18 protein-coding genes are annotated in these 19,962 nt (G+C 72.2%); 15 read left to right on the forward strand and 3 right to left on the reverse strand.

Going from position 1 to position 19,962, the window contains the following annotated elements:
* Positions 1-69: 69 nt before the first annotated feature.
* From LWP59_RS21855 to LWP59_RS21885, 7 genes are all read left to right on the forward strand, one after another.
* Positions 70-1,701, forward strand: a complete 1,632-nt coding sequence (locus LWP59_RS21855) for an ABC transporter substrate-binding protein (protein WP_144644627.1) — start codon at positions 70-72, stop codon at positions 1,699-1,701.
* Between the two features lie 3 nt (positions 1,702-1,704).
* Positions 1,705-2,661 (forward strand): ABC transporter permease, encoded by a 957-nt coding sequence (locus LWP59_RS21860; protein WP_144644624.1) that lies wholly within the window; start codon positions 1,705-1,707, stop codon positions 2,659-2,661.
* Positions 2,658-3,530: an ABC transporter permease gene (locus tag LWP59_RS21865; RefSeq protein ID WP_144644620.1), complete on the forward strand. Its 873-nt coding sequence runs from the start codon at positions 2,658-2,660 to the stop codon at positions 3,528-3,530. The genes LWP59_RS21860 and LWP59_RS21865 overlap by 4 nt, the downstream gene beginning before the upstream one ends.
* Entirely contained in the window at positions 3,527-5,113 is a 1,587-nt protein-coding gene (locus tag LWP59_RS21870) for an ABC transporter ATP-binding protein (RefSeq protein WP_144644617.1), read from the forward strand. The genes LWP59_RS21865 and LWP59_RS21870 overlap by 4 nt, the downstream gene beginning before the upstream one ends.
* A gap of 228 nt (positions 5,114-5,341) precedes the next feature.
* On the forward strand, positions 5,342-6,490 hold the full coding sequence (locus LWP59_RS21875) for a globin domain-containing protein (protein WP_186383579.1): 1,149 nt from the start codon (positions 5,342-5,344) through the stop codon (positions 6,488-6,490).
* Positions 6,491-6,503: 13 nt separating this feature from the next.
* Positions 6,504-7,127: a DivIVA domain-containing protein gene (locus LWP59_RS21880; RefSeq protein ID WP_144644611.1), complete on the forward strand. Its 624-nt coding sequence runs from the start codon at positions 6,504-6,506 to the stop codon at positions 7,125-7,127.
* Complete coding sequence (locus LWP59_RS21885; RefSeq protein WP_144644608.1) at positions 7,124-7,504, forward strand: group I truncated hemoglobin; 381 nt, start codon at positions 7,124-7,126, stop codon at positions 7,502-7,504. The genes LWP59_RS21880 and LWP59_RS21885 overlap by 4 nt, the downstream gene beginning before the upstream one ends.
* On the opposite strand, the gene LWP59_RS21890 is transcribed toward LWP59_RS21885, so the two are convergent.
* Both LWP59_RS21890 and LWP59_RS21900 read right to left on the reverse strand, forming a co-directional pair.
* Positions 7,495-8,421 (reverse strand): dihydrodipicolinate synthase family protein, encoded by a 927-nt coding sequence (locus LWP59_RS21890; RefSeq protein WP_144644605.1) that lies wholly within the window; start codon positions 8,419-8,421, stop codon positions 7,495-7,497. The two genes, LWP59_RS21885 and LWP59_RS21890, sit on opposite strands and share 10 nt — an antisense overlap.
* A gap of 403 nt (positions 8,422-8,824) precedes the next feature.
* Positions 8,825-9,490, reverse strand: coding sequence for a FadR/GntR family transcriptional regulator (locus LWP59_RS21900; protein WP_144645409.1), 666 nt, complete (start codon positions 9,488-9,490; stop codon positions 8,825-8,827).
* Positions 9,491-9,685: 195 nt separating this feature from the next.
* Between LWP59_RS21900 and LWP59_RS21905 the strand changes: the two genes are divergently transcribed.
* Both LWP59_RS21905 and LWP59_RS21910 read left to right on the forward strand, forming a co-directional pair.
* Entirely contained in the window at positions 9,686-10,999 is a 1,314-nt protein-coding gene (locus LWP59_RS21905; RefSeq protein WP_308431677.1) for an MFS transporter, read from the forward strand.
* Between the two features lie 58 nt (positions 11,000-11,057).
* Positions 11,058-12,002 carry a ribose-phosphate diphosphokinase gene (locus LWP59_RS21910; RefSeq protein ID WP_144645407.1) on the forward strand — a complete coding sequence of 315 codons (945 nt, stop codon included), beginning with the start codon at positions 11,058-11,060 and terminating at the stop codon, positions 12,000-12,002.
* Positions 12,003-12,029: 27 nt separating this feature from the next.
* Here the strand turns inward: LWP59_RS21910 and LWP59_RS21915 are convergent, their stop codons facing one another.
* Complete coding sequence (locus LWP59_RS21915; protein WP_186383611.1) at positions 12,030-12,875, reverse strand: alpha/beta hydrolase family esterase; 846 nt, start codon at positions 12,873-12,875, stop codon at positions 12,030-12,032.
* A gap of 265 nt (positions 12,876-13,140) precedes the next feature.
* Between LWP59_RS21915 and LWP59_RS21920 the strand changes: the two genes are divergently transcribed.
* From LWP59_RS21920 to LWP59_RS21945, 6 genes are all read left to right on the forward strand, one after another.
* A complete protein-coding gene (locus LWP59_RS21920; protein WP_144645403.1) occupies positions 13,141-14,628 on the forward strand; it encodes a class I adenylate-forming enzyme family protein in 1,488 nt (495 codons plus the stop codon).
* Positions 14,625-15,785, forward strand: coding sequence for an acyltransferase (locus LWP59_RS21925; RefSeq protein WP_186383610.1), 1,161 nt, complete (start codon positions 14,625-14,627; stop codon positions 15,783-15,785). Before LWP59_RS21920 ends, LWP59_RS21925 begins: the two co-directional genes overlap by 4 nt.
* On the forward strand, positions 15,782-16,540 hold the full coding sequence (locus LWP59_RS21930) for a phosphosulfolactate synthase (RefSeq protein WP_144645399.1): 759 nt from the start codon (positions 15,782-15,784) through the stop codon (positions 16,538-16,540). The genes LWP59_RS21925 and LWP59_RS21930 overlap by 4 nt, the downstream gene beginning before the upstream one ends.
* 23 nt (positions 16,541-16,563) lie before the next feature.
* Positions 16,564-16,962 carry a VOC family protein gene (locus LWP59_RS21935; RefSeq protein WP_144645397.1) on the forward strand — a complete coding sequence of 133 codons (399 nt, stop codon included), beginning with the start codon at positions 16,564-16,566 and terminating at the stop codon, positions 16,960-16,962.
* Positions 16,962-17,561 (forward strand): histidine phosphatase family protein, encoded by a 600-nt coding sequence (locus LWP59_RS21940; protein WP_144645395.1) that lies wholly within the window; start codon positions 16,962-16,964, stop codon positions 17,559-17,561. Before LWP59_RS21935 ends, LWP59_RS21940 begins: the two co-directional genes overlap by 1 nt.
* A gap of 138 nt (positions 17,562-17,699) precedes the next feature.
* Positions 17,700-19,958, forward strand: coding sequence for a tetratricopeptide repeat protein (locus LWP59_RS21945; protein ID WP_144645393.1), 2,259 nt, complete (start codon positions 17,700-17,702; stop codon positions 19,956-19,958).
* Positions 19,959-19,962 lie beyond the last annotated feature (4 nt).

A 19,962-nucleotide genomic window follows, 5' to 3' on the forward strand; every position in this document is an offset into this window, starting at 1 on the left:
ATAACGATATTAACACGTCTTAACGCATCGGAAATGGTGTCGGGGAAAAACCGTCGTACCTTGTTCCGCATGTCCCCCCGGTCTCTTTCCGCCGCGCTTGCGGTGCTGGCGACGGTGGCGCTGAGCGCGTGCGTGCCGGTGCAGCACGCGAGCGGACGCGGCGCGCACGTCGACGACTTCGGCACACCAGTGGGCGACCAGCAGGTCGCCCAGGGCGGCGAGCTCGTGATGGGCCTGTCGTCCGAGCCCGACCGCCTCGACCCGACCACGTCCAGCTCGCTCTACACGCGCTACGTGATGAGCACGATCTGCGAGAAGCTCTACGACATCGACGCGACCAGCAACATCGTGCCGCAGCTGGCGACCGCCCTGCCGACGGTCTCGCCCGACGGCCTCACGGTGACCATCCCGGTCCGCACCGGGATCGTGTTCGCCGACGGCACGCCGTTCGACGCCCAGGCCGTGGCGACCAGCCTGCAGCGGCACTTCTCGCTCAAGACCTCCCAGCGCACCAGCGAAATGGGGCCGGTCAAGAACATCGAGGCGACGGACGCGAGCCACGTCGCCATCTCCTACAAGCGGCCCTTCGCGCCCATCACCGCCGCGCTGGCCGACCGCGCCGGGATGATCATGTCCCCGGCGGCGCTGGCGAAGGAGGGCGACAACTTCGGCGACCACCCGGTGTGCGTGGGGCCGTTCGAGTTCGTCAAGCGGGTGCCGCAGACCTCGATCACCGTGACGCGCGACCCGCTGTACTACGACGCGAAGGACGTCCACCTCGACACGATCACCTACCGGATCATGTCGGACGCGAACATCCGCGCGGCGAACCTGCGCTCGGGCGACATCCAGGTCGCCGACACGATCTCGCCACAGGACGTGGACGCGCTGGCCAAGGACCCGGACCTGCGGGTGCTGCAGTCGCCGTCGCTGGGCTACCAGGGCATCACGCTCAACACCGGCAACGTCGACGGCGTCGGCAAGCCCACCAAGCCGATCGGCACCCCGATCGCGCAGGACCCGCGTGTCCGCGAGGCGTTCTCCCTCGCGATCGACCGGCAGACGCTGGTGGACACGGTCTTCAACAACTGGTTCGACCCCACCTGCTCCCCCGTCGCGCCGCAGACCCCGTACGCCTCGCCCGCCGCCAACGCCTGTCCGGCGTTCGACCCGCAGAGGTCGCGGCAGCTGCTGGCCGAGGCGGGGGTCCGGATCCCCTATCCGGTTTCGATGCAGGTGTCCAACACCCAGGACCAGCTGCGCTACGCCCAGGCACTGCAGGCGAGTGTCGCGGAGGGCGGGTTCGACCTGAAGGTCGTGCCGGTCGAGTACTCGACGCTGCTGGACGTGCAGAAGCGGGGCACCTTCGAGGCGCTGATGCTCGGCTGGTCCGGCCGGATCGACCCGGACGCCAACACCTCGCGGTTCCTCTCCACCGGCGCGGGCGGCAACTACGGCGGGTTCAGCTCGTCCACTTTGGACAAACTGCTGGCTTCGGCCTCCCGCACCACCGACGTCGGGCAGCGGGCCACCCTGTACGGCCAGGCCGTGCAGCTCATCCATCAGCAGAACCCCATCGTGTACACCTACCGGCTGCGCAACCTCACCGTGGAGTCCACCCGCGTCGCGGGCGTCGAGGTGTACTCCGACGGCGTGGTCCGGCTCGGCAAGGCCGCGTTCGTGAAGAACCAGGAGGGCTGAACGGTGCTGCGCTACCTGTGCCACCGGCTGTGGCAGTCCGCGGTGACGCTCGTGCTCGCCTCGATCGTCGTGTTCGTCGGCGTGCGTGCGCTGCCGGGCGACCCCGCGACCGCGATGGCGGGCGAGCAGGCCGACCCGGCGGCGATCGCCGCGGTCCGGGCGCAGCTCGGCCTGGACGAGCCGTTGCCGGTGCAGTACCTCAAGTTCGCCGGGCACGCGCTCACCGGCGACTTCGGCCGCTCGGCCCGCACCGGGACCCCGGTGCGCGAGATGATCGGCGCGACGCTGCCGGTCACCGTGCAGCTCGCGGTGTACGCGATGCTCATCGCGGTGCTCGCCGGGATGGCCGGTGGTGTCGTCGCCGCGGTGTTCCGCGGGCGCTGGCCGGAGTGGGCGGCCAACGGCTTCTCGCTGTTCGCGCTGTCGGTGCCGACGTTCTGGCTCGGCATCCTCGCGGTGCTCTACCTTTCGGTGCAACTGGGCTGGTTCCCCGCGTCGGGCTACGTCTCCCCGTTCGACCATCCGCTGCGCGGGCTCTACTACCTGACGCTGCCCGCGGTGATCCTCGGCCTGGCGCACGCCGCGGTGGTGCAGCGGCAGACGCGCTCGTCGATGGTCGAGACGCTGACCGCAGACTTCGTGCGCACCGCGCGGGCGAAGGGGCTCGGCCGGGGCGCGGTGGTCTTCCGCTACGGGCTGCGCAACAGCCTCATCGTGGTCACCACGATCGTCGGGCTGCAGCTCGGCGGGCTCATCGCGGGCGCGGTGGTCACCGAGCGGATCTTCAGCCTGCCCGGCATCGGGAAGCTGACCCTGGACTCGGTGTTCAGCCGCGACTACCCGGTGATCCAGGCCGTCGTGCTGGTGATCACCACCTCCTACATCGTGATCAACCTGCTCGTCGACCTCCTCTACACGGTCATCGACCCACGCCTGCGAGTGTCCGGGAGGACCCGATGACGATCGTCGCCGAGAGCCCCGCTCCCCTGGCCCGGGTGCGCGGGCGGGCGCTGCGCAAGGTGGTGCGCAACCCGATGGGCGTGGTCGGCGGCGCGCTGCTGCTGATCGTGGTCGTCGCCGGGGTGTTCGCGCCGCTGCTGGCGCCGTACCCGCCGACCGAGGTGCACTTCTCCACCCCGTTCCAGCAGCCCGGCACGATCGGGTTCGCGCTCGGCACCGACGACCTCGGCCGCGACATCCTCTCCCGCGTGCTGTACGGGACACGGGCCTCGCTCGAGGTCGGCGCGCTGTCGGTGCTGCTCGCGATCGTCGTCGGCGTGCCGCTGGGGCTGTTCTCGGGCTACTGGCGCCGGCTCGACGCGCTGGTGTCCAGGCTGGCGGACCTCATGCTCGCCTTCCCGTTCCTGATCCTCGCGGTGGGGCTGGCCGCGATCAACGGTGGCGGGCTGACCAACGCTGCCATCGCACTGGGCATCGCGCAGATCCCGACCATGGTCCGGGTGGTGCGGGCGGACACGTTGCGGCTCAAGGAGACCGACTTCGTGCTCGCGGCGCACACCATGCACGCCGGACCGTGGCGCATCCTCGGCCAGCACGTCCTGCCGAACGCGCTGCCGGTGATCATCGTGCAGGCCACCGTGATCATGCCGACGGCCGTCATCGGCGAGGCGATCCTGTCGTTCCTGGGCCTGGGCATCCAGCCGCCCGACCCGAGTCTGGGCATCATGCTGTCGGACGCCCAGCAGTACCTGTTCCGCACGCCGTGGCCCGGCATCTTCCCCGGCATCGCGCTCGCCGTGATCTGCCTGGGCTTCAACCTGTTCGGCGACGCGCTGCGCGACGCCCTCGACCCGCGGAGTGCCGCATGACGTCACCGTTGCTCGAAGTCGACGACCTCGGGGTGGCCTTCCGCGACGCCGCGGCCGTGCGTGGCGCGAGCCTGCACATCGCGCCCGGTGAACGCGTCGCCGTCGTCGGCCAGTCCGGTTCCGGGAAGTCCACCACCGCGCACGCGATCATCGGCCTGCTGCCCGGCTCGGGGCGGATCACCGGCGGCGCGATCCGCTGGCGCGGCGAGGACATCACGCACGCCGGGGAGAAGCGGCTGCGCCGCCTGCGCGGCCGGGAGATCGGCCTGGTACCCCAGGACCCGATGGCCAACCTGAACCCGGTGTCGCGGGTGGGCCGCCAGGTGGCGGAAACCCTGCTGGCACACCGGATGTGCGGGCGCCGCGAAGCCTGGGCGCGGGCGGTCGAGCTGCTCGGGCAGGCGGGGCTCGGCGAGCCCGCCCGCCGGGCCCGCCAGTACCCGCACGAGTTCTCCGGCGGGATGCGCCAGCGCGTGCTGATCGCCATCGCGCTGGCCTGCAAGCCGGACCTGCTGATCGCCGACGAGCCGACGTCCGCGCTCGACGTGACCGTGCAGCGGCAGATCCTCGACCACCTCGACAAGCTGACCCGCGAGCTGGGCACGGCGCTGCTGCTGGTCACCCACGACCTGGGGCTCGCGGCGGACCGGGCAGACCGGGTCGTGGTGATGTCCGGGGGCGAGGTCGTCGAGACGGGGTCCGCGCGGCAGGTGCTGACCGAGCCGCGGGAGGGCTACACGCAACGGCTCGTGGCCGCCGCGCCCTCGCTCAGCGGGCCGAAGCACACGGCGGTGTCCACTTCGGACGTCGTGCTCGAGGTGTCGAACGTGTCCAAGGAGTACCGCGTCCGTGGCCGCGGCGGGATCCTGCGCGCGGTGGACGACGTCTCGTTCACCGTCGGACGCGGCCGCACGACCGCGATCGTCGGCGAGTCCGGTTCGGGCAAGACCACCATCGCGCGCATGGTGCTGGGCCTGGTGCCGGCGACGTCGGGCACGATCCGGCTCGACGGCGTGGAGGTCGTCGGGCTGCGCGGTGCCCGGTTGAAGGCCGCCCGCAAGGCGATGCAGCCGGTGTTCCAGGACCCGTACGCCTCGCTCGATCCGATGTGGACGGTCGAGCGGCTGATCACCGAGCCGCTGCGCACGTTCGGTGTCGGCGACCGGTCGTCGCGGCGGGCGAAGGTCGCGGAGCTGCTCGACCAGGTCGCCTTGCCGGCGAACCTCGCGCAGCGTTATCCGAACGAGCTGTCGGGCGGGCAGCGCCAGCGCGTCGCGATCGCCCGCGCACTCGCGCTCGACCCACGGCTGGTGGTGTGCGACGAGGCGGTGTCCGCTTTGGACGTGCTCGTGCAGGACCAGATCCTGAGCCTGCTGGAGTCGCTGCAACAGGAGCTGGGGCTGAGCTACCTGTTCATCTCCCACGATCTGGCCGTGGTGCGCTCGCTCGCGCACGATGTGCTGGTGATGCGGGAGGGCCGCGTCGTGGAGCACGGGCCGGTGGGCGACGTGCTCACCTCACCCGCCGACCCCTACACCCGTCAGTTGCTGGACGCCGTGCCCGGGACGTCGGTCTCCAGCTGAGCGCTCGCCGCAGTCCGGCGCGACCGCCGCCGTTCTCAATGACGCTGCGTCACACCCGTGTTCGACACCGCGGACAAGTTGACGACTGTCCGTAATGGAAACCGGACAAGTGACTTTTTCCCACCCGCCGCAAACTCTTGAATGCAAATTGCGGTGACATTACGCTGCTGCCTCGACCACCTCAGCGACAACGTTTTCGGGCCCGCACGAAGGGAAGCACGATCTCCGGTGGACACCGCTCGGCTGCGCAGCAGCTGGAATACGGTCGCGGGTTTCGGCGGCGGAGTGCCGTTGTTCTTCTATTCGACCTTGTTCCTGACCCATCCGCACCTGCGGGAGATGTTCCCCGCCGGGATGTCGGCCCAACGCGACAAGCTCGTGCGTGCGCTGGGCAAGGTCGTCGCCTCGGTCGACGAGCTCGAGGCCGCCGTCCCGTTCCTGCGGCAACTCGGCCGCGATCACCGCAAGTTCACGGTCCCCGCGGACCACTACCCCGCGGTCGGCCAGGCCCTGCTCGCCACGCTCGAGCACTTCCTGGGCGACGAATGGAACCCCGACCTTGCCGCTGATTGGTCGGCCGCATACAAGCTGGTTGCGGACGTGATGATCGCCGCCGCCGGCGAAAGCGCGCACACCGCACCACCGTGGTGGCCCGCGGAAGTTGTCAGGCACGAACGCCGCAGCCTCGAGACCGCCGTGCTCACGTTGCGCACGGACCGGCCGCTGGGCTACCGCCCGGGGCAGAGCGTCTCGCTGGAGACCTCGCTGCGGCCGAAGATCTGGCGGTACTACTCCCCCGCCACGGCGCCCCGCGAGGACAACCTCCTGGAACTGCACGTCCGCATGGTCGACGGCGGCGCGGTCAGTTCCGCGCTCGTGCAGGCGATCCGCCCCGGGGACCTGCTGCGGCTCGGCGCGCCGATCGGCGGCCGGCTCACGCTCGACCACCCGCACGATCTCGTCCTGATCTCGGGCGGCACCGGGCTCGCCCCGCTCAAGGCGCTGCTCGGCCAGATCGCGAACGAGCCGCGGCCCCGGCGCGTCGACCTGTTCGTCGGCGCCCGCACGGCACGCGACCTCTACGACATGCCGGCACTGCAGGCGCTCGGTGCCGCCGTGCCGAACCTGCGCGTGGTGCCGGTCGTCTCCGACGACCCGCGCTTCGCCGGGCCGCAGGGCGCGGTCGGCGAAGTGGCGCTGTGCCACGGGTCGTGGCAGAACCGGAAGGTCTACGTCTGTGGATCGCCGGCGATGGTGACCGCGACGCGGAACCTGCTCTACGGCGCCGGAGTTCCGGACGAGCACGTCCACTGGGAGGACTTCGCCGGCTACCAGGACCCGGCCGAGGCCGGGATCGGCTTCTTGACGAGGGGATGAGGACTACCCGGTTATGACACTGCAGGCCGACAACCCGCGCCAGCCCACCGTACGGCGGATCCTCACCCCAGAGCGGATCCGCAGCATCACCTTCAGCAAGTCCCCCCTGGGCCGCCGGGGCATCGACCCGGACGAGGTCGAGCTGTTCCAGCGCCGGCTCGCCGAGGAGATGGCCGCCGGGGAGGCGGAGAACGCCCGGCTGCGCGCGGAGGTCGAGCGGTTGCGCGACTGGTACCGCAGCCACAACGAGAACATCGACCCGGCGCTGGTCACCGCACAGGTGAACGTCGAGGCGGTGAACCTGCTGTCCGAGGCGCAGCTGCAGGCGGAGGCCTACATCGCGCAGGCGGAGGCGCACTGCCGCCGGCTCACCGGCGACGCGCGGCGCCAGGCCACCACCCTGCTGCGCGACGCGGAGCAGCAGGCCGAGGTGGCCGCGCAGCAGGCGGTGCGCGCCTACCGGGACGGCGCCGGGGCGGACCACGCGGCGGAGATCGAGGACATGGAACGCCGGCTCGCGTGGCTGCGCGCGTTCTGCCACGCCGTGCAGGTCCAGCTCCACGCCGCGTCGGACGCGTTCGCGCAGGAGATCGACAAGCTCACCCAGTTCACCCCACCCGACCGGAGGCAGCCATGACGAGCATCTACGACCAGATCGGTGGCGACGAGGCCATCAGCGCGGTCGTCGACGACTTCTACGACCGGGTGCTGGCCGATCCCGGGCTCGCGGGTTACTTCGCCGGGACGAACCTGAACCGGCTCAAGGGCAGGCAGGTCGAGTTCTTCGCCGGCGCGCTCGGTGGCCCGGACCACTACCGGGGGCAGACCATGAAGGAGGCGCACCGCGGGCGCGGGATCGGCCGGCCGCAGTTCGACCGGGTCGCACAGCTGCTGGCGGAGTCGCTGCGGGACGCGGGCGTGCCGCCGGAGCTGGTCGGCCAGATCCTGACCGCGATCGCCCCGCTGGCCGAGGACATCGTCTCGCCCGCCGCCACCGCCGCGCCTCAGGTCTGAGAAAGTCCTGCCGCGGCAAGGAGTTCGCGGACCGCGGCCTGCTCGGTGCCGTGCAGTGGGGCCATCGGCAGGCTCGTGGTGCCGTGGGCGAGGACGCCGCGCGCGACGAGCGCGTATTTGAAGGCGCCGATGGCTGAGGCGTAGGGGCCGATCCGGCCACCGCCGACCGTGATCATCCGCCACAGCTCGCGCAGGCGCCGCTGCTCGGTGGCGGCGGCTTTCCAGTCGCCGCGTCGGGCGGCTTCGTAGAGGCGGACGTAGCCGTGCGGGTCGACGTTGCCCAGGCCGGGGACGAGCCCGTGCGCGCCGAGGAACATGGCGATGTCGGCCATCGTCTCGGAGCCGGTGAACACGCGGAAGTGTGGTGTGCCAACGCTTTCCAGTACGGTGCGGAGGCCGTCCAGGTCGCCGCTGGAGTCCTTGAGGCCGTCGAGCGTGCCGTCCTGCGCGAGCCCGGCGAGGACCTCCGCGGGGAGTTTCGCGTGCACCGAGCCGGGGATGTCGTAGGCGATGAGCGGCAGGTCGACGGCGGCGCGGATCGCGCGGAAGTGGGTGGGGAACTCGCTCGGCGCGGTGGGCGCGTAGAACGGGGCGGTGGCCACCAGCGCTTGTGCGCCATGGGTTTCGGCCGCGTGGGCGTGGGCGAGCACGCGGGGCGTGGTGGTGTCGACGATGCCGGCGAGGACGGGTACCTGCCCGGCGGCGCATCGGACGACGACGTCGAGCGCGCGGTGGCGGAGGTCGTCGGGGAGGTAGGCGACCTCTCCCGTCGAGCCGGTGACGAAGAGGCCGTGCACGCCCGCGTCGAGGAGGAACCCGGTGAGCCGCTCCAGCGACGGCACGTCCAGCTCGCGCTCGGGCGTGAGCGGTGTGCACAGCGGCGGCACGACACCGTGGTCAAGGACGGGGACAGGCATGACACTCCCTCGCACTGGGCTGATGACATAGGACGTTGGACGTCCTATGTCGGGACGATAGGCCTGCCGGGTCGGTGGGTCAAGGCGAGGTGACGTGCGGGGCGGTGGGGTGTGGGGGGCGGGGGCGGGGGCGGGGGTGAACCTCCTCCGCCACAGGCACGCGTCAGCCGGTGCGCGAATCTCATCGCCACAGCCGAGTCGCCCGCCTACCGCCGCCAGCGCCGAACCGCCCGCCGCCGCCAGGCGTCAGGCGTCAGGCGTCCCCGAACCGCCCGCCTCCGCCAGCGCCGAACCGCCCGCCCGCCGCCGCGAGGCGTCAGCGCCCGCTGCCAGCCGTCACCCACCCCCGAAACCGCCCGCCCGCCGGCCGCCCCCAGGCGCGCCGCCACCCCCACACCCGACCTCAACCAGCCGCGATGCGTTTGCGGATCTCGTCGAAGTGCTCGCTCACGGCTTCGCCGACGGCGGCCCCGTCGCTGGTCGCGATCGCCTCCACGATCCGGCGGTGCTTCGCCTCCAGCCCGTCCGGCCGCGACGTCGGCGTGCCGATCAGCGACTCCGTCTGCCGGTACACGTCCCAGAACAGCCGGATCAGCTCGAGCGCCAGCTCGTTGCCCGCCGCCTCGCCGATGAGCTCGTGGAACCGGCGATCGGCCACCGACGCGGTCGCCGGGTCGGCCATCCGGTCCACGCACTCGCCCAGCGCCGCCAGCAGCTGCCCGTTCCCGACGACCTTGCGCGTCAGCTCGGTCTCCAGGATCTGCCGCACCTCCAGCAGATCGCTGAGCCCGCGCAGATCCTGCCGCGACCGGGCCCGCGTCCGGAACAGCAGCGACGGGCTCAGCGCGGCCATGCTCGCATCCCCGACGAAGGTCCCGTAGCCATGCCGGATCTCGACGATCCCCAGCGCCTGCAAGGTCCGCAGCGCCTCCCGCACCGAGTTCCGCGCGACCCCGAACTCCTCCATCAGCCGCGGTTCCGGCGGCAGCGGGTCGCCGGCCCGCAGCCTTCGCCGGTCGATCAGCTCGAGGATGGAGTCGACCAGCTCCTGGCCGCGTGTGACCCGCACTCTTGCCCTCGCTTCGATCTGTGAGCTAGCGTACCGGCGCATCATACGACGTCCAACGTCCTACGAGTTTCCTCGACGAAGAGGGGAACATGGCTGCCACGCCGACCCGCGTTCCCTGGTACCGGCAGATCGGCCCGGGCCAGTGGAAGGCGTTCAGCGCCGCCTAGCGGCTACCTGCTCGACGGCTTCGACTTCGTGATCATCACGCTCGTCCTGACCGAGATCCGCACCGAGTTCCACCTGTCGCTGGCCGGTGCCGCGACGCTGGTGTCGGCGGCGTTCGTCTCCCGGTGGTTCGGCGGCCTCGCCCTCGGCGCCTTCGGCGCCCGCTTCGGCCGCCGCCCGGCGATGATCCTCAGCATCCTCTGCTACGCCGTCGGCACCGCCCTGTGCGGGTTCGCCTGGAGCTACTGGTCGCTGTTCGTCTTCCGGGCGGTCGTCGGCATCGGCATGGCCGGCGAGTACGGCTCCAGCAGCACCTACGGGATGGAAAGCTGGCCCAAGACCCTGCGCAACCGCGCGAGCGGCTTCCTGCTCTCGGCGTACCCGGTCGGCACGATCCTCGCCGCCCGCGCCTACGACCTCGTCGTCCCGCACCTGGGCTGGCGCCGGCTGTTCTGGATCGGGATCGTGCCGGTGCTCGTCGCGCTGTGGCTGCGCCGCGCGCTGCCCGAGGCGAAGGACTGGACCAAGGAGGTCGCCGCCCGCGGCGAGGGCTCCACCAGCGCGACCGCACTGCTGAACCGGAGGTGGACCGTGGCCAACGTCGTCATCGGCCTGGTCGTCGCGGTCAGCCTCGTGCTCGTCTTCTCCGGTAACGCCGGCTCGCTCTACCCGCTCTACATCGCGCTCTGCGTGCTCGGCTTCGCCGCGTTCGCCGTGCAGGTCAGCGGCCGTGCCTGGCCGATGGCGGTCGGGCTGATGGCCAGGGTGTTCTGCGCCTTCCTGTACTCGTGGCCGATCCAGTCGCTGCTGCCGACCTACCTCAAGACCGACCTGCACTACAACGCAGGCCAGGTCGCGAACGCGCTGACCTGGGCCGGGCTCGGCTACGCCCTGGGCTCGTGCCTCGCGGGCACCCTCGGCGACCGGTTCGGCACCCGGACCACCTACGTCGGCGGCCTGGTGCTGTCGCTGGTGTTCGTGTTCCCGGCGTTCGCCCTCGGCCGGGGCGGCAGCGTCGTCGCGGTCTGGGTGCTGCTGTTCGCCTTGCAGGGGACCAGCTCCGGCATCTCCGGGCTGCTGCCGAAGTACATCGGCGACCACTTCCCCGTCCGGCTGCGCGCGGCCGGCCTCGGCTTCACGTACAACGTCGGAGCACTGGGCGGCGCGGTCGCCCCGCTCGCGGGCGCGCAGGTCGCCGCGCACGTCGGGCTCGGCCCCGCGCTGGTCTGGCTCGCCGGCGGGCTGACGCTGGTCACGGCGCTCCTGGTCGGGTTCGACGTGCCGGCCCGGCTCGGCAGGCTCACCGGCCGGGCGCAGGAGCCCGCGGACGCCGCCGCCGGATGAAGCCCGGCGGCGATCACTGCGCGGGGATGCCCGGCGAACCGGCGGTAGCATTCCCGGCGTGCGTGATATCGCCGTCTTCAGCGGTAGTGCCCATCCCGAGCTCGCCGCGGAGATCTGCGCGCAGCTCGGCGTCGACCTCTACCCGGTCAGCGTGCGCCGGTTCGCCAACGACTGCCTCGAGGTCCAGCTGCAGGCCAACTGCCGCGAGCGCGACGTGTTCCTCATCCAGCCGATCGTCGCGCCGGTGCAGGAGCACCTGGTCGAGCTGCTGCTGATGCTCGACGCCGCACGCGGCGCGTCGGCGGCCCGCACGACCGTCGTGATGCCGCACTACGCCTACGCCCGGTCCGACAAGAAGGACGCACCGCGCATCTCGATCGGCGGCAGGCTGGTCGCGGACCTGCTGGTGACCGCCGGGGCGAACCGGGTGCTGGCGATGACGCTGCACTCGCCGCAGGTGCACGGGTTCTTCAGCGTCCCGGTCGACCATCTGCACGCCCTGCGCGAGCTGGCCGGGCACTTCCGCCGCTACGACCTGAGCAACACCACGGTCGTCTCCCCCGACCTGGGCAACGCCAAGCCCGCCTCGCACTTCGCGCGGCTGCTCGGGGTGCCGGTCGCGGCCGGGGCCAAGGAGCGCTTCGCCGACGACAGGGTCGCCATCAGCTCGATCATCGGCGAGGTCGCCGGGCGCGACGTGATCGTGCTCGACGACGAGATCGCCAGGGGCAGCACGGTACTGGAGCTGCTGACGCGGTTGCGCGAGTTCGGCGTCCGGTCGATCCGCGTGGCCTGCACGCACGGGCTGTTCGCGGGCGGCGCGCTCAAGCGCATCGGCGACCAGCCGGACGTGCTGGAGATCGTGTGCACGAACACGGTTCCGGTGCACCCGGAGGAGTCGGCACCGAAGCTCACGGTGCTGTCGATCGCGCCGGCGCTGGCGGAGGCGATGCGCCGCATCCACAACGGCGAGTCGGTCAGCGCCCTGTTCGACGCCCAGTAGCCGCGCAAGCCCCCAGGAAGCGTCCTCCTAGGCCAGGTGCTGTCTGCTGAGGAAGTCCCACATGATCGTCGCCGCGCCCGCCTGCTCCCCCACGTACGTCGTGTAGGGCGCTTTCGTTCGGGTGGCCGTCGGCCAGAAGTGCGTCAGTCCTGAGTAGACGGCCGCCGAGAGTTGCGTGCCGCCCCGGCAGCCGGTCCACGACGTGAGCGTCAGCGGGCCCGTGCGGGTGGTGGCGCCCGCACCCGTACAGCCGTTGCGGGACTGCCACTGCGCGACCGCCTGGTCCAGCGCGATCGTCGCGGTCGGCGAGAAGTGCTCGCTGCGCACCACCGAGTCGTTGGTGCCGCTGGCCATCAGCGCCGAGATCGGTTTCCCGCCGCCGCACGGGGCGAGCGGAACCGCACCATAGGTCGCGAGTGCGGCGAAAACGTCCGGATGCTCGCAAACCTCTTCGAACGACAGTTTCGCCCCATTGCTGTACCCGACGAGATAAATCCGGCGCAGGTCGCTTTCGAAATAATGTGACGCGTCGGCGGCGAGCCGGGTCAGGAATTCCGTGTCGTGCACGCCCTCCTTCGCCGCGACCCCACAGCAGCCGTGCCCGGCGTTCCAGGACTGGGAGATCCCCAGCGGGTAGACGATGTTCACCAGCCCGCGCTCGGCGTAGGGCAGGAACCCCGTGCGGGCCGACTCCTGCTGCGCGGTGATGCCGCGCCCGTGCAGCATTATCAGCAACGGAAGTCCCTTGTGTCGCACCGAAGACCCGACCGCGAGGTACGTCCGCTTCATCCCGTCCACGGTCAGCTGCCGCTGCACCGTCGTGGTGCCGTCGGTGCTCGCCGGGGCCGCCGTCGCCGCATGTCCCTCCGACACGACGGGCTCACTGACAGTCGGCGCCGAGCAGGCGGCTAATGTGAGGAACGCGCCAACAACGAGGAACAACCGTCTCATTTGTCCAGTTGTCCGGGAAACGCGCTGCTGGCGCCACAACTTCATGTGGACATTGTGCCCGCTGGACCGGGAAAAGCGGCGTGAAACCGCGAGTCTTCTCAGGTCTCTCTCATGATGGTGCCAGCGCGTACATAGGAACGTTGACCAGACTCGGCATGTGTTCGGCGAAAAGCGTGTGGAGGGTTTTATGGCGATTGTGTCCCGGTTGCTGTCCGCCCGGGCGCAGGAGCGGGGGGACGCGCTCGCGTTCCTGTCCGGGGCGGACGAGCGGGCACTGACCTGGCGTGCGGTCGCCGAGCACGCCGCGCACTGGCGGCACGAGGTGGCGCCGGGCAGCAGGGTCGGCCTGGTGATCGCCGATCCGCTCACGTTCACCGCGGCCTACCTGGGCTGCCTGTCCGCAGGGCTGACCGCGGCGCCGATCGACCCGCGGCTGACCGCCCCGGAGCTGGCCGAGGTGCTCGCCCGGCTGCGGGTGGACGTGCTCGCGACCGACCAGGAGGAGCCGGTCATCTCCGCCGACCTGGACATCGTGGCGGTCGATCTCGCCGGCCCGCGCCGGATCTGGTCGGCCACGACGGCGAACCGGCCCAGCGACGGCGCCGCGTTGCGGCCCGCGGTGCTGCTCACCAGCTCCGGCACGACCGGGCGCCCCAAGGGGGTCCCGCTCACCGAGTGGCAGCTGATGCACGCCGCCGGGCGCGTCGCGCGGCACCACCGGTTCGGCCCCGGCGAGCGCGGCTACACCCCGCTCCCGCTGTTCCACGTCAACGCCCAGGTGATGGGCCTGCTGGCGACCGTCGCCGGCGGTGCCTCGCTGGTCATCGACCGCCGCTTCGAGACCGACGAGTACTGGTCGCGCGTGGAGCGGCACTCCCCCACCTGGCTCAACGCCGTCCCCGCCATCCTCACCTCACTGGCCCAGCGGCCCGCGCCGCCCGCGCACGTGGTGGACCGGGTGCGGTTCGCGCGCTCGGCCTCGGCGCCGTTGCCGCCCGGGACGGCCCTGGCCTTCACCGAGCGCACCGGGCTGGGCGTGCTCGAGACCTACGGCATGTCCGAAGCCGCGGGCCAGATCACCTCGAACCCGCTGGACCCCCGGCTGCGCCGGGCCGGCTCGGTCGGCCTGCCGGTCGAGGTGGAGCTGATCGTCGCCGGGCCCGACGGCCGCGAGGCGCGCCCCGGCGAGGAGGGCGAGGTGCTGCTGCGCGGGCCGCAGATCGTCGGCGAGTACCTCGAGCTCGACGCGGACGGGCCCGAGCGGACCCGGTCCGCGCGCACCGCGGAGGGCTGGCTGCGCACCGGTGACGTCGGCGTCCGCGACGAGGCCGGGTTCCTGCGCCTGGCCGGCCGCGCGGACGACGTGATCAACCGCGGCGGCGAGAAGATCTACCCGCAGGAGGTGGAGAACGTCCTGCTGGCGCATCCCGGCGTCGCGGCGGTCGCCGTCGTCGGCGCGCCGCACGAGCGGCTCGGCCAGGTGCCGGTCGCGTTCGTGACCACCCGCCGGTCGGACCCCGAGGAGCTCAAGGAGTCGCTGCGGGCCTGGTGCGAGCAGCGGCTGACCCGCTACAAGCGCCCGACCGTCGTCGAGGTCACCGACGCGCTGCCGGTCGGCCCGACCGGGAAGGTGCTGCGGCGCGCACTGCGGTCCGAGCTGGCGGGCAGCCAGTGAGCAAACGCGGGGAGCACCTGTACTACGTCGACCTGATCCGCGTGCTGACCGTCGGCCTCGTCATCGGCACGCACGTCCTCGCGTTCGCCCCGGTGCCGCCGACCGTGCTCGTCGGTGCGCTCGGCATGGTGTTCCACGTCAGCCGCGAGGTGTTCTTCCTGCTCACCGCCTTCGTGCTGACCTACAGCACCGGGCGCAAGAAGGTCCGGTGGCCGAAGTTCTGGGCGCGGCGCTACCTGTTCGTCGTCGTGCCGTACCTGGTCTGGACCGTCGCGTACTTCTTCGCCAACGGCGGCCCGTTCTTCGGCGAGGCGTTCGTGCAGCAGCTGCTCACCGGCACCGCGCGCTACCACCTGTACTTCCTGCTCGTCTCGATGCAGATCTACCTGGTGTTCCCGCTGATCCGCGCGCTGCTGCGGGCGACGGAACGGTGGCACGGGCCGCTGCTGGGGCTGGCCGTGCTGTTCCAGCTCGCGTTCGCCTACGCCGTGCAGCACCAGTGGGACCTCGGCCCGCTCTCGGGCTGGGTGCGGGCGCCGGACGCGCTGCTGCCCAGCTACCTCGGCTACGTCCTGGCCGGCTCCATCGCCGCCTGGCACCGGGACGCGCTCGTCGGGTGGACCCGGCAGCACGTGCGGCTGGTGTTCGGCGGCGCGGCGAGCGTGGTCGCGCTCTCGGTCGTCGTCTACCTGGTGCAGGTCTGGGGCGACGGCCAGCCCCCGCTGCAGGCGAGCATGGTGTTCCAGCCGGTGGTGGCGGTGGAGAGCGCCGCGATCGCGTGGACCTTCCTCGCCACGGGCCTGCTGTGGCAGGAGCGGCGGCGGTTCGGCGAGAAGCTCGTCACCGCCACCTCCGACGCCTCGTTCGGCATCTACCTGCTGCACCCGCTGGTGCTGCAGGGCGCGCTGCTCGGCGCCGGCGCGACCGGGCTGGTCGACTTCGCCCAGACCGTGCCGAACGCGCTGGTGCTGGTCGTGCTCGTGGTGGTGTTCCTGCCGCTGCTCTACCTCGTGTCGGGGCTGCTCACCGCGGCCGCCCGGCGCACCCCGGTCAGCCTCGCGCTCACCGGCCGGCCGTGGTCGCGGCCCGTCCGGCGCAGCGTGCCCGCCCGCGGCAGCGAAGACCTCGCGCTCGCGAACACAGGAGGAGCCCGATGAGCCGTACCACGATGATGATCGACCCGGGCCTGCCGACCGGCCTGTTCACCGACGTGATCAGCAGTCACGGCCAGTACGTCGGGCTGGTCAAGTTCGGCTGGGGCACCGCGCTGGTGACCCGCGACCTCGACCGCAAGCTGGGTGTCCTGCGCGAAGCCGGGATCGGCTTCTACTTCGGCGGCACGCTGTTCGAGTGGTACCTGGTGCAGGACCGCCTCGACGACTACCTCGCGCTCGTCGAGCGCACCGGTGCGACGCACATCGAGGTGTCCAACGGCACGATCCCGCTCGATCAGCCCGCCAAGGCCGGGTACGTGCGGCGGATGGCGCAGTACCGGCCGGTGCTCTCGGAGGTCGGGTACAAGGACGCCGAGCGCTCGGCGCAGCTGTCCCCCGCCGACTGGGTCGGCGCGATCCGCGAGGACCTCGACGCCGGTGCCGAGCTGGTGATCACCGAGACCCGCGAGAGCGGCCGCAGCGGGATGGCGCGTCCGGACGGGCACCTGCGCGACGACGTGCTGCGGGCCGTGCTCGCCCGGGTGGACGCCGGGCGCCTGCTGTTCGAGGCCCCCACGAAGGACCTGCAGGTCGAGCTGATCCGGGAGCTGGGGCCCGAGGTCAACCTCGGCAACATCGCCGCCGCCGACCTGGTCGGGGTGGAGACGCTGCGCCGCGGCCTGCGCGGCGACACCCTGCTGCAGATGACCCCCTGCGCGGCCGGATTCCCGCTGCCGCGCACCGTTTCCGTCGCCTGAGGACAGTCCACAAAGGAGCATTGATGCGCGACACGCACGACGCCTGCCACATCGCGGTCCCCGCCAGGGACCTCGACGAGGCGGTGGAGTTCTACGTCTTCGGCCTCGGCGCGAAGATGGCCCGCCGCTACGACGACCGGGTGACCTTCGACTTCTTCGGCGACCAGCTGGTGTGCCACCTGTCCGACGACGTCCCGGCCGAGCCGGTGATGTACCCGCGGCACTTCGGGGTGAGCTTCGCCCGCGCCGAGGACTTCGACCGCCTCGTGCGGCTGGTGGAGAACCGCAAGCTGCGCACGCTGGCCGGGCCCGCGGTGCGGTTCGAGGGCACCGCCGAGCAGCACCGCACGATCGCGCTCGCCGACCCGTCGAACAACGTGATCGAGTTCAAGAACTACGACGACCCGCGGCTGCAGTACTGATGGCCGTTCTGCACCTGGTGCGCCACGGCGAGAGCGAGTGGAACCTCGCCGGGCGCGTGCAGGGCCAGTCGCCCGAGGCCGGTGCGCTCACCGCGCGCGGGCTCGACCAGGCGGCGCGCACGGCGGCCCTGCTCGCCGAGCGCCACCCGGACGCGGCGGCGATCTTCAGCAGCGACCTGCCGCGGGCCAGGCAGACCGCGGACGTCATCGCCGGGGTGCTCGGCCTGCCGGTGCACACCGATCCGCGGCTGCGCGAGCAGGATCTGGGCTCCCTGGAGGGTTTGCGGTTCGCCGACCCGCTGGACGGGGGCATCGTGCAGGACGCGATCGACCGGCTGTGGCGGGAGCCCTGGCGGCGCCCCGGCGGCGGGGAGAGCATCACCGACCTGTACGAACGGATCCACGCCACGCTCGACCGGTACGCCGGGGAGCACGAGGGACGCGAGCTGGTCCTCGTCACCCACGGCGGTCCGGTCCGGGTGGCCACCACCACGGCCGACCCACGGCTGCGCGAGCCGGTCCCACGGGTCGAGGTGGGCAACGCTACGGTGACCACACTGGACCGGTCGGGCCGGTACTCGCCGGACGCTTCGCGCTGATCCCGGCGCGGCGGGCGAGCCGCTCCACCGCCCATGACCGGCCCGCCCGGGTCGCCGCCACGAGCGGCACCCCGGACCGATCGGGCTGTTGCTGAACAGTCATCCTGCGGCGGCGCGGGCTATGGGAAAGTTACCGCGATGTCGTTCGAGACGGGAAGCAGAGCGTGGCGCGTCCTCGGCGCGGTGGCGGCGGCCGCGGTCGCCGTGGCCGCCGGGCTGCTCACCAGCCAGGGCAGGCTGCCCGCGGCGGTGGGCTGGACGGTCGAGGTGGTGGCCGCGGCCGCCACGGGCCTCCTCGTGCTGCTGGTGTTCCTGCCCCGGCGACGCGGACAGCGTGCCGAGCCGCCGCCCGGCGCGGCCCCGGCACGACCGGAGCTCGGCGGTACGGGGGCGATCCACATCCTGCGGATCAGTGAGCTGGACCCGATCCGGCTGGGCGTGCACCCGGCCTGGAAGCTGCCGGGCGGGGCGGCGATGCCGCCGTACGTGCCGCGCACGGCCGACGCCGAGCTCGACCGCGCGCTCGCCCGCGGCGGGCTCGTCCTCGTCCAGGGCGACGCGGCCGCGGGCAAGACCCGCACCGCCTACGAAGCCGTGCTGCGCAACGCGGCCCGGCTCGGCTGGGAGGCGGTGGTCGTGCCGCAGGACGAGACGGCCCTGCGCGAGCTCGCGCGCACCCCGCCGCCGCGGGCCGTGGTGTGGCTCGACGACATCGAGCGCTACCTGACCACCGACAGCCTCGACGACAACCTGCTGACGGCGTTGTGCCCGCGGATGCGTTCCGACAGCGTCGTGCTGGCCACCCTGCGCACCCGCGCCCGCGAGGACCTGGGCATCGACGCCGAGGGCACCGGCGGCCGCTCGCGCCGGGTACTCACCCGCGTCACCCCGGTCCACCTGGAGCGGCGCCTCGACCGCGCCGAGACCGCGGCGGCCCACCGGCACCGCACCGACGCCCGCATCGCGGGCGCGATCGTCGGGGACACCGGCGGCGGGCTGGCGGAGTACGTCGCCGCGGGCCCGCAGGCGGTGCAACGCTGGCGCTCCGGGCGCGAGGGCGAGAACGAACCGGGCGCCGCGCTCGTCAGCGCGGCGGTGGACCTGCGCCGCGCGGGATATCTCGACCCCGTGCCGCTGGACTGGCTGATGACGCTGCACCCGGTGTACCTCTCGGATCGTTTCCGCGCCAGGTTCGGCGAGACGGACCTGGCGGGCGCGCTCGACTGGGCGGTGCAGCCCGTGCGCGGGGCGAGCTCGTGCCTGATCCCGGCCGGGCCGAACCGCTACGTCGCGTTCGACTACCTCGTCGACTCGGTGGACCCCGGCGACGAGGTGCCGGAGGCGATCTGGCAGCGGCTGCTGGGCACGCACCTGCTCACCGCGGACCAGATGTTCCGCATCGCGCGGGCGGCGGTCCGGTTCGAGCGGCTGAGCGAGGCCACCCGGCTGTGGACGGGGCTCGCGCGGGGGCGCGACCAGTTCGCGATGTTCAACCTGGGCTGGGCCGCGCAGGCGAGCGGGGACGAGGCGAGCGCCGAGCAGTGGTACCTGCGGGCGGCCGAGGCCGGCAACAGCTGGGCGATGTCCAGCCTGGGCACGCTGGCGGAGAACCGGGACGACGTCGCGATGGCGGAGCTGTGGTACCGGCGCGCGGGTGAGGCCGGGGACACGACCGGCATGACCAACCTGGGCGGGCTGTTCGCGCAGACCGGGCGGATCGACCAGGCACGGGAGGCCTACCGGCAGGCGGCGGCGGCGGGCGATCCCAACGGGTCGCGCAAGGAGGCCGTGCTGGAGTTGCTGCACGGGGACCGCAAGCGCGGGGCGGACCTGCTGCGGCGGGTCGCGCTCGCCGGGGACCCGGCCGCGGTGCGGTTGATGGGGCTGCTGTCGCAGACCGACGAGCAGGAGCCGCACCGCCCGGACGTGGAGGCGCTGCGGCGGCTGGCGGCGGAGATGGGCGACGGCGAGGCGGCGCTGGACCTGGCGCGGAACCTGTGGAACCAGGGCGATCTGGACGCGGCGGAGACGTGGTTCCGGCGGGCCGCCGAGGGCGAGAACGGGCGGGTCGCCGAGTTCGGGCTCGCGGTGCTGCTGGAGCAGCGTGGCCGCGGCGGGGACGCCGAGCAGTGGTACCGGCACTCGGCCGAGCACGGCCTGCCGGAGGCGATGCTCAACCTCGGCACGCTGCTGCAGGAGCGCGGCGAGTACGACGAGGCGGAGAGCTGGTACTACCGCGCGCTGCGGTCCGGGCACCTGCCGGCGGAGGTGAACCTGGGGGCGCTGCACTGGCGGCGCGGCAACCTCGAGGAGGGCCGCAGCTGGTACCAGCGCGCCGCCGACCGCGGTGACGCGCTGGCGAAGCAGGCGCTGGAGAACCTCGAAGCGCGGGGCTGAGCTT

Origin of the sequence: Amycolatopsis acidiphila (assembly GCF_021391495.1) — a bacterium.
Lineage (GTDB): Bacteria > Actinomycetota > Actinomycetes > Mycobacteriales > Pseudonocardiaceae > Amycolatopsis_E > Amycolatopsis_E acidiphila.

Coding starts and splice junctions, on each gene's coding strand:
- LWP59_RS21855 (WP_144644627.1), top strand. CDS start 70: ATGTCCCCCCGGTCTCTTTCCGCCGCGCTTGCGGTGCTGGCGACGGTG.
- LWP59_RS21865 (WP_144644620.1), top strand. CDS start 2,658: ATGACGATCGTCGCCGAGAGCCCCGCTCCCCTGGCCCGGGTGCGCGGG.
- LWP59_RS21870 (WP_144644617.1), top strand. CDS start 3,527: ATGACGTCACCGTTGCTCGAAGTCGACGACCTCGGGGTGGCCTTCCGC.
- LWP59_RS21880 (WP_144644611.1), top strand. CDS start 6,504: ATGACACTGCAGGCCGACAACCCGCGCCAGCCCACCGTACGGCGGATC.
- LWP59_RS21885 (WP_144644608.1), top strand. CDS start 7,124: ATGACGAGCATCTACGACCAGATCGGTGGCGACGAGGCCATCAGCGCG.
- LWP59_RS21890 (WP_144644605.1), bottom strand. CDS start 8,421: ATGCCTGTCCCCGTCCTTGACCACGGTGTCGTGCCGCCGCTGTGCACA.
- LWP59_RS21920 (WP_144645403.1), top strand. CDS start 13,141: ATGGCGATTGTGTCCCGGTTGCTGTCCGCCCGGGCGCAGGAGCGGGGG.
- LWP59_RS21930 (WP_144645399.1), top strand. CDS start 15,782: ATGAGCCGTACCACGATGATGATCGACCCGGGCCTGCCGACCGGCCTG.
- LWP59_RS21935 (WP_144645397.1), top strand. CDS start 16,564: ATGCGCGACACGCACGACGCCTGCCACATCGCGGTCCCCGCCAGGGAC.
- LWP59_RS21940 (WP_144645395.1), top strand. CDS start 16,962: ATGGCCGTTCTGCACCTGGTGCGCCACGGCGAGAGCGAGTGGAACCTC.
- LWP59_RS21945 (WP_144645393.1), top strand. CDS start 17,700: ATGTCGTTCGAGACGGGAAGCAGAGCGTGGCGCGTCCTCGGCGCGGTG.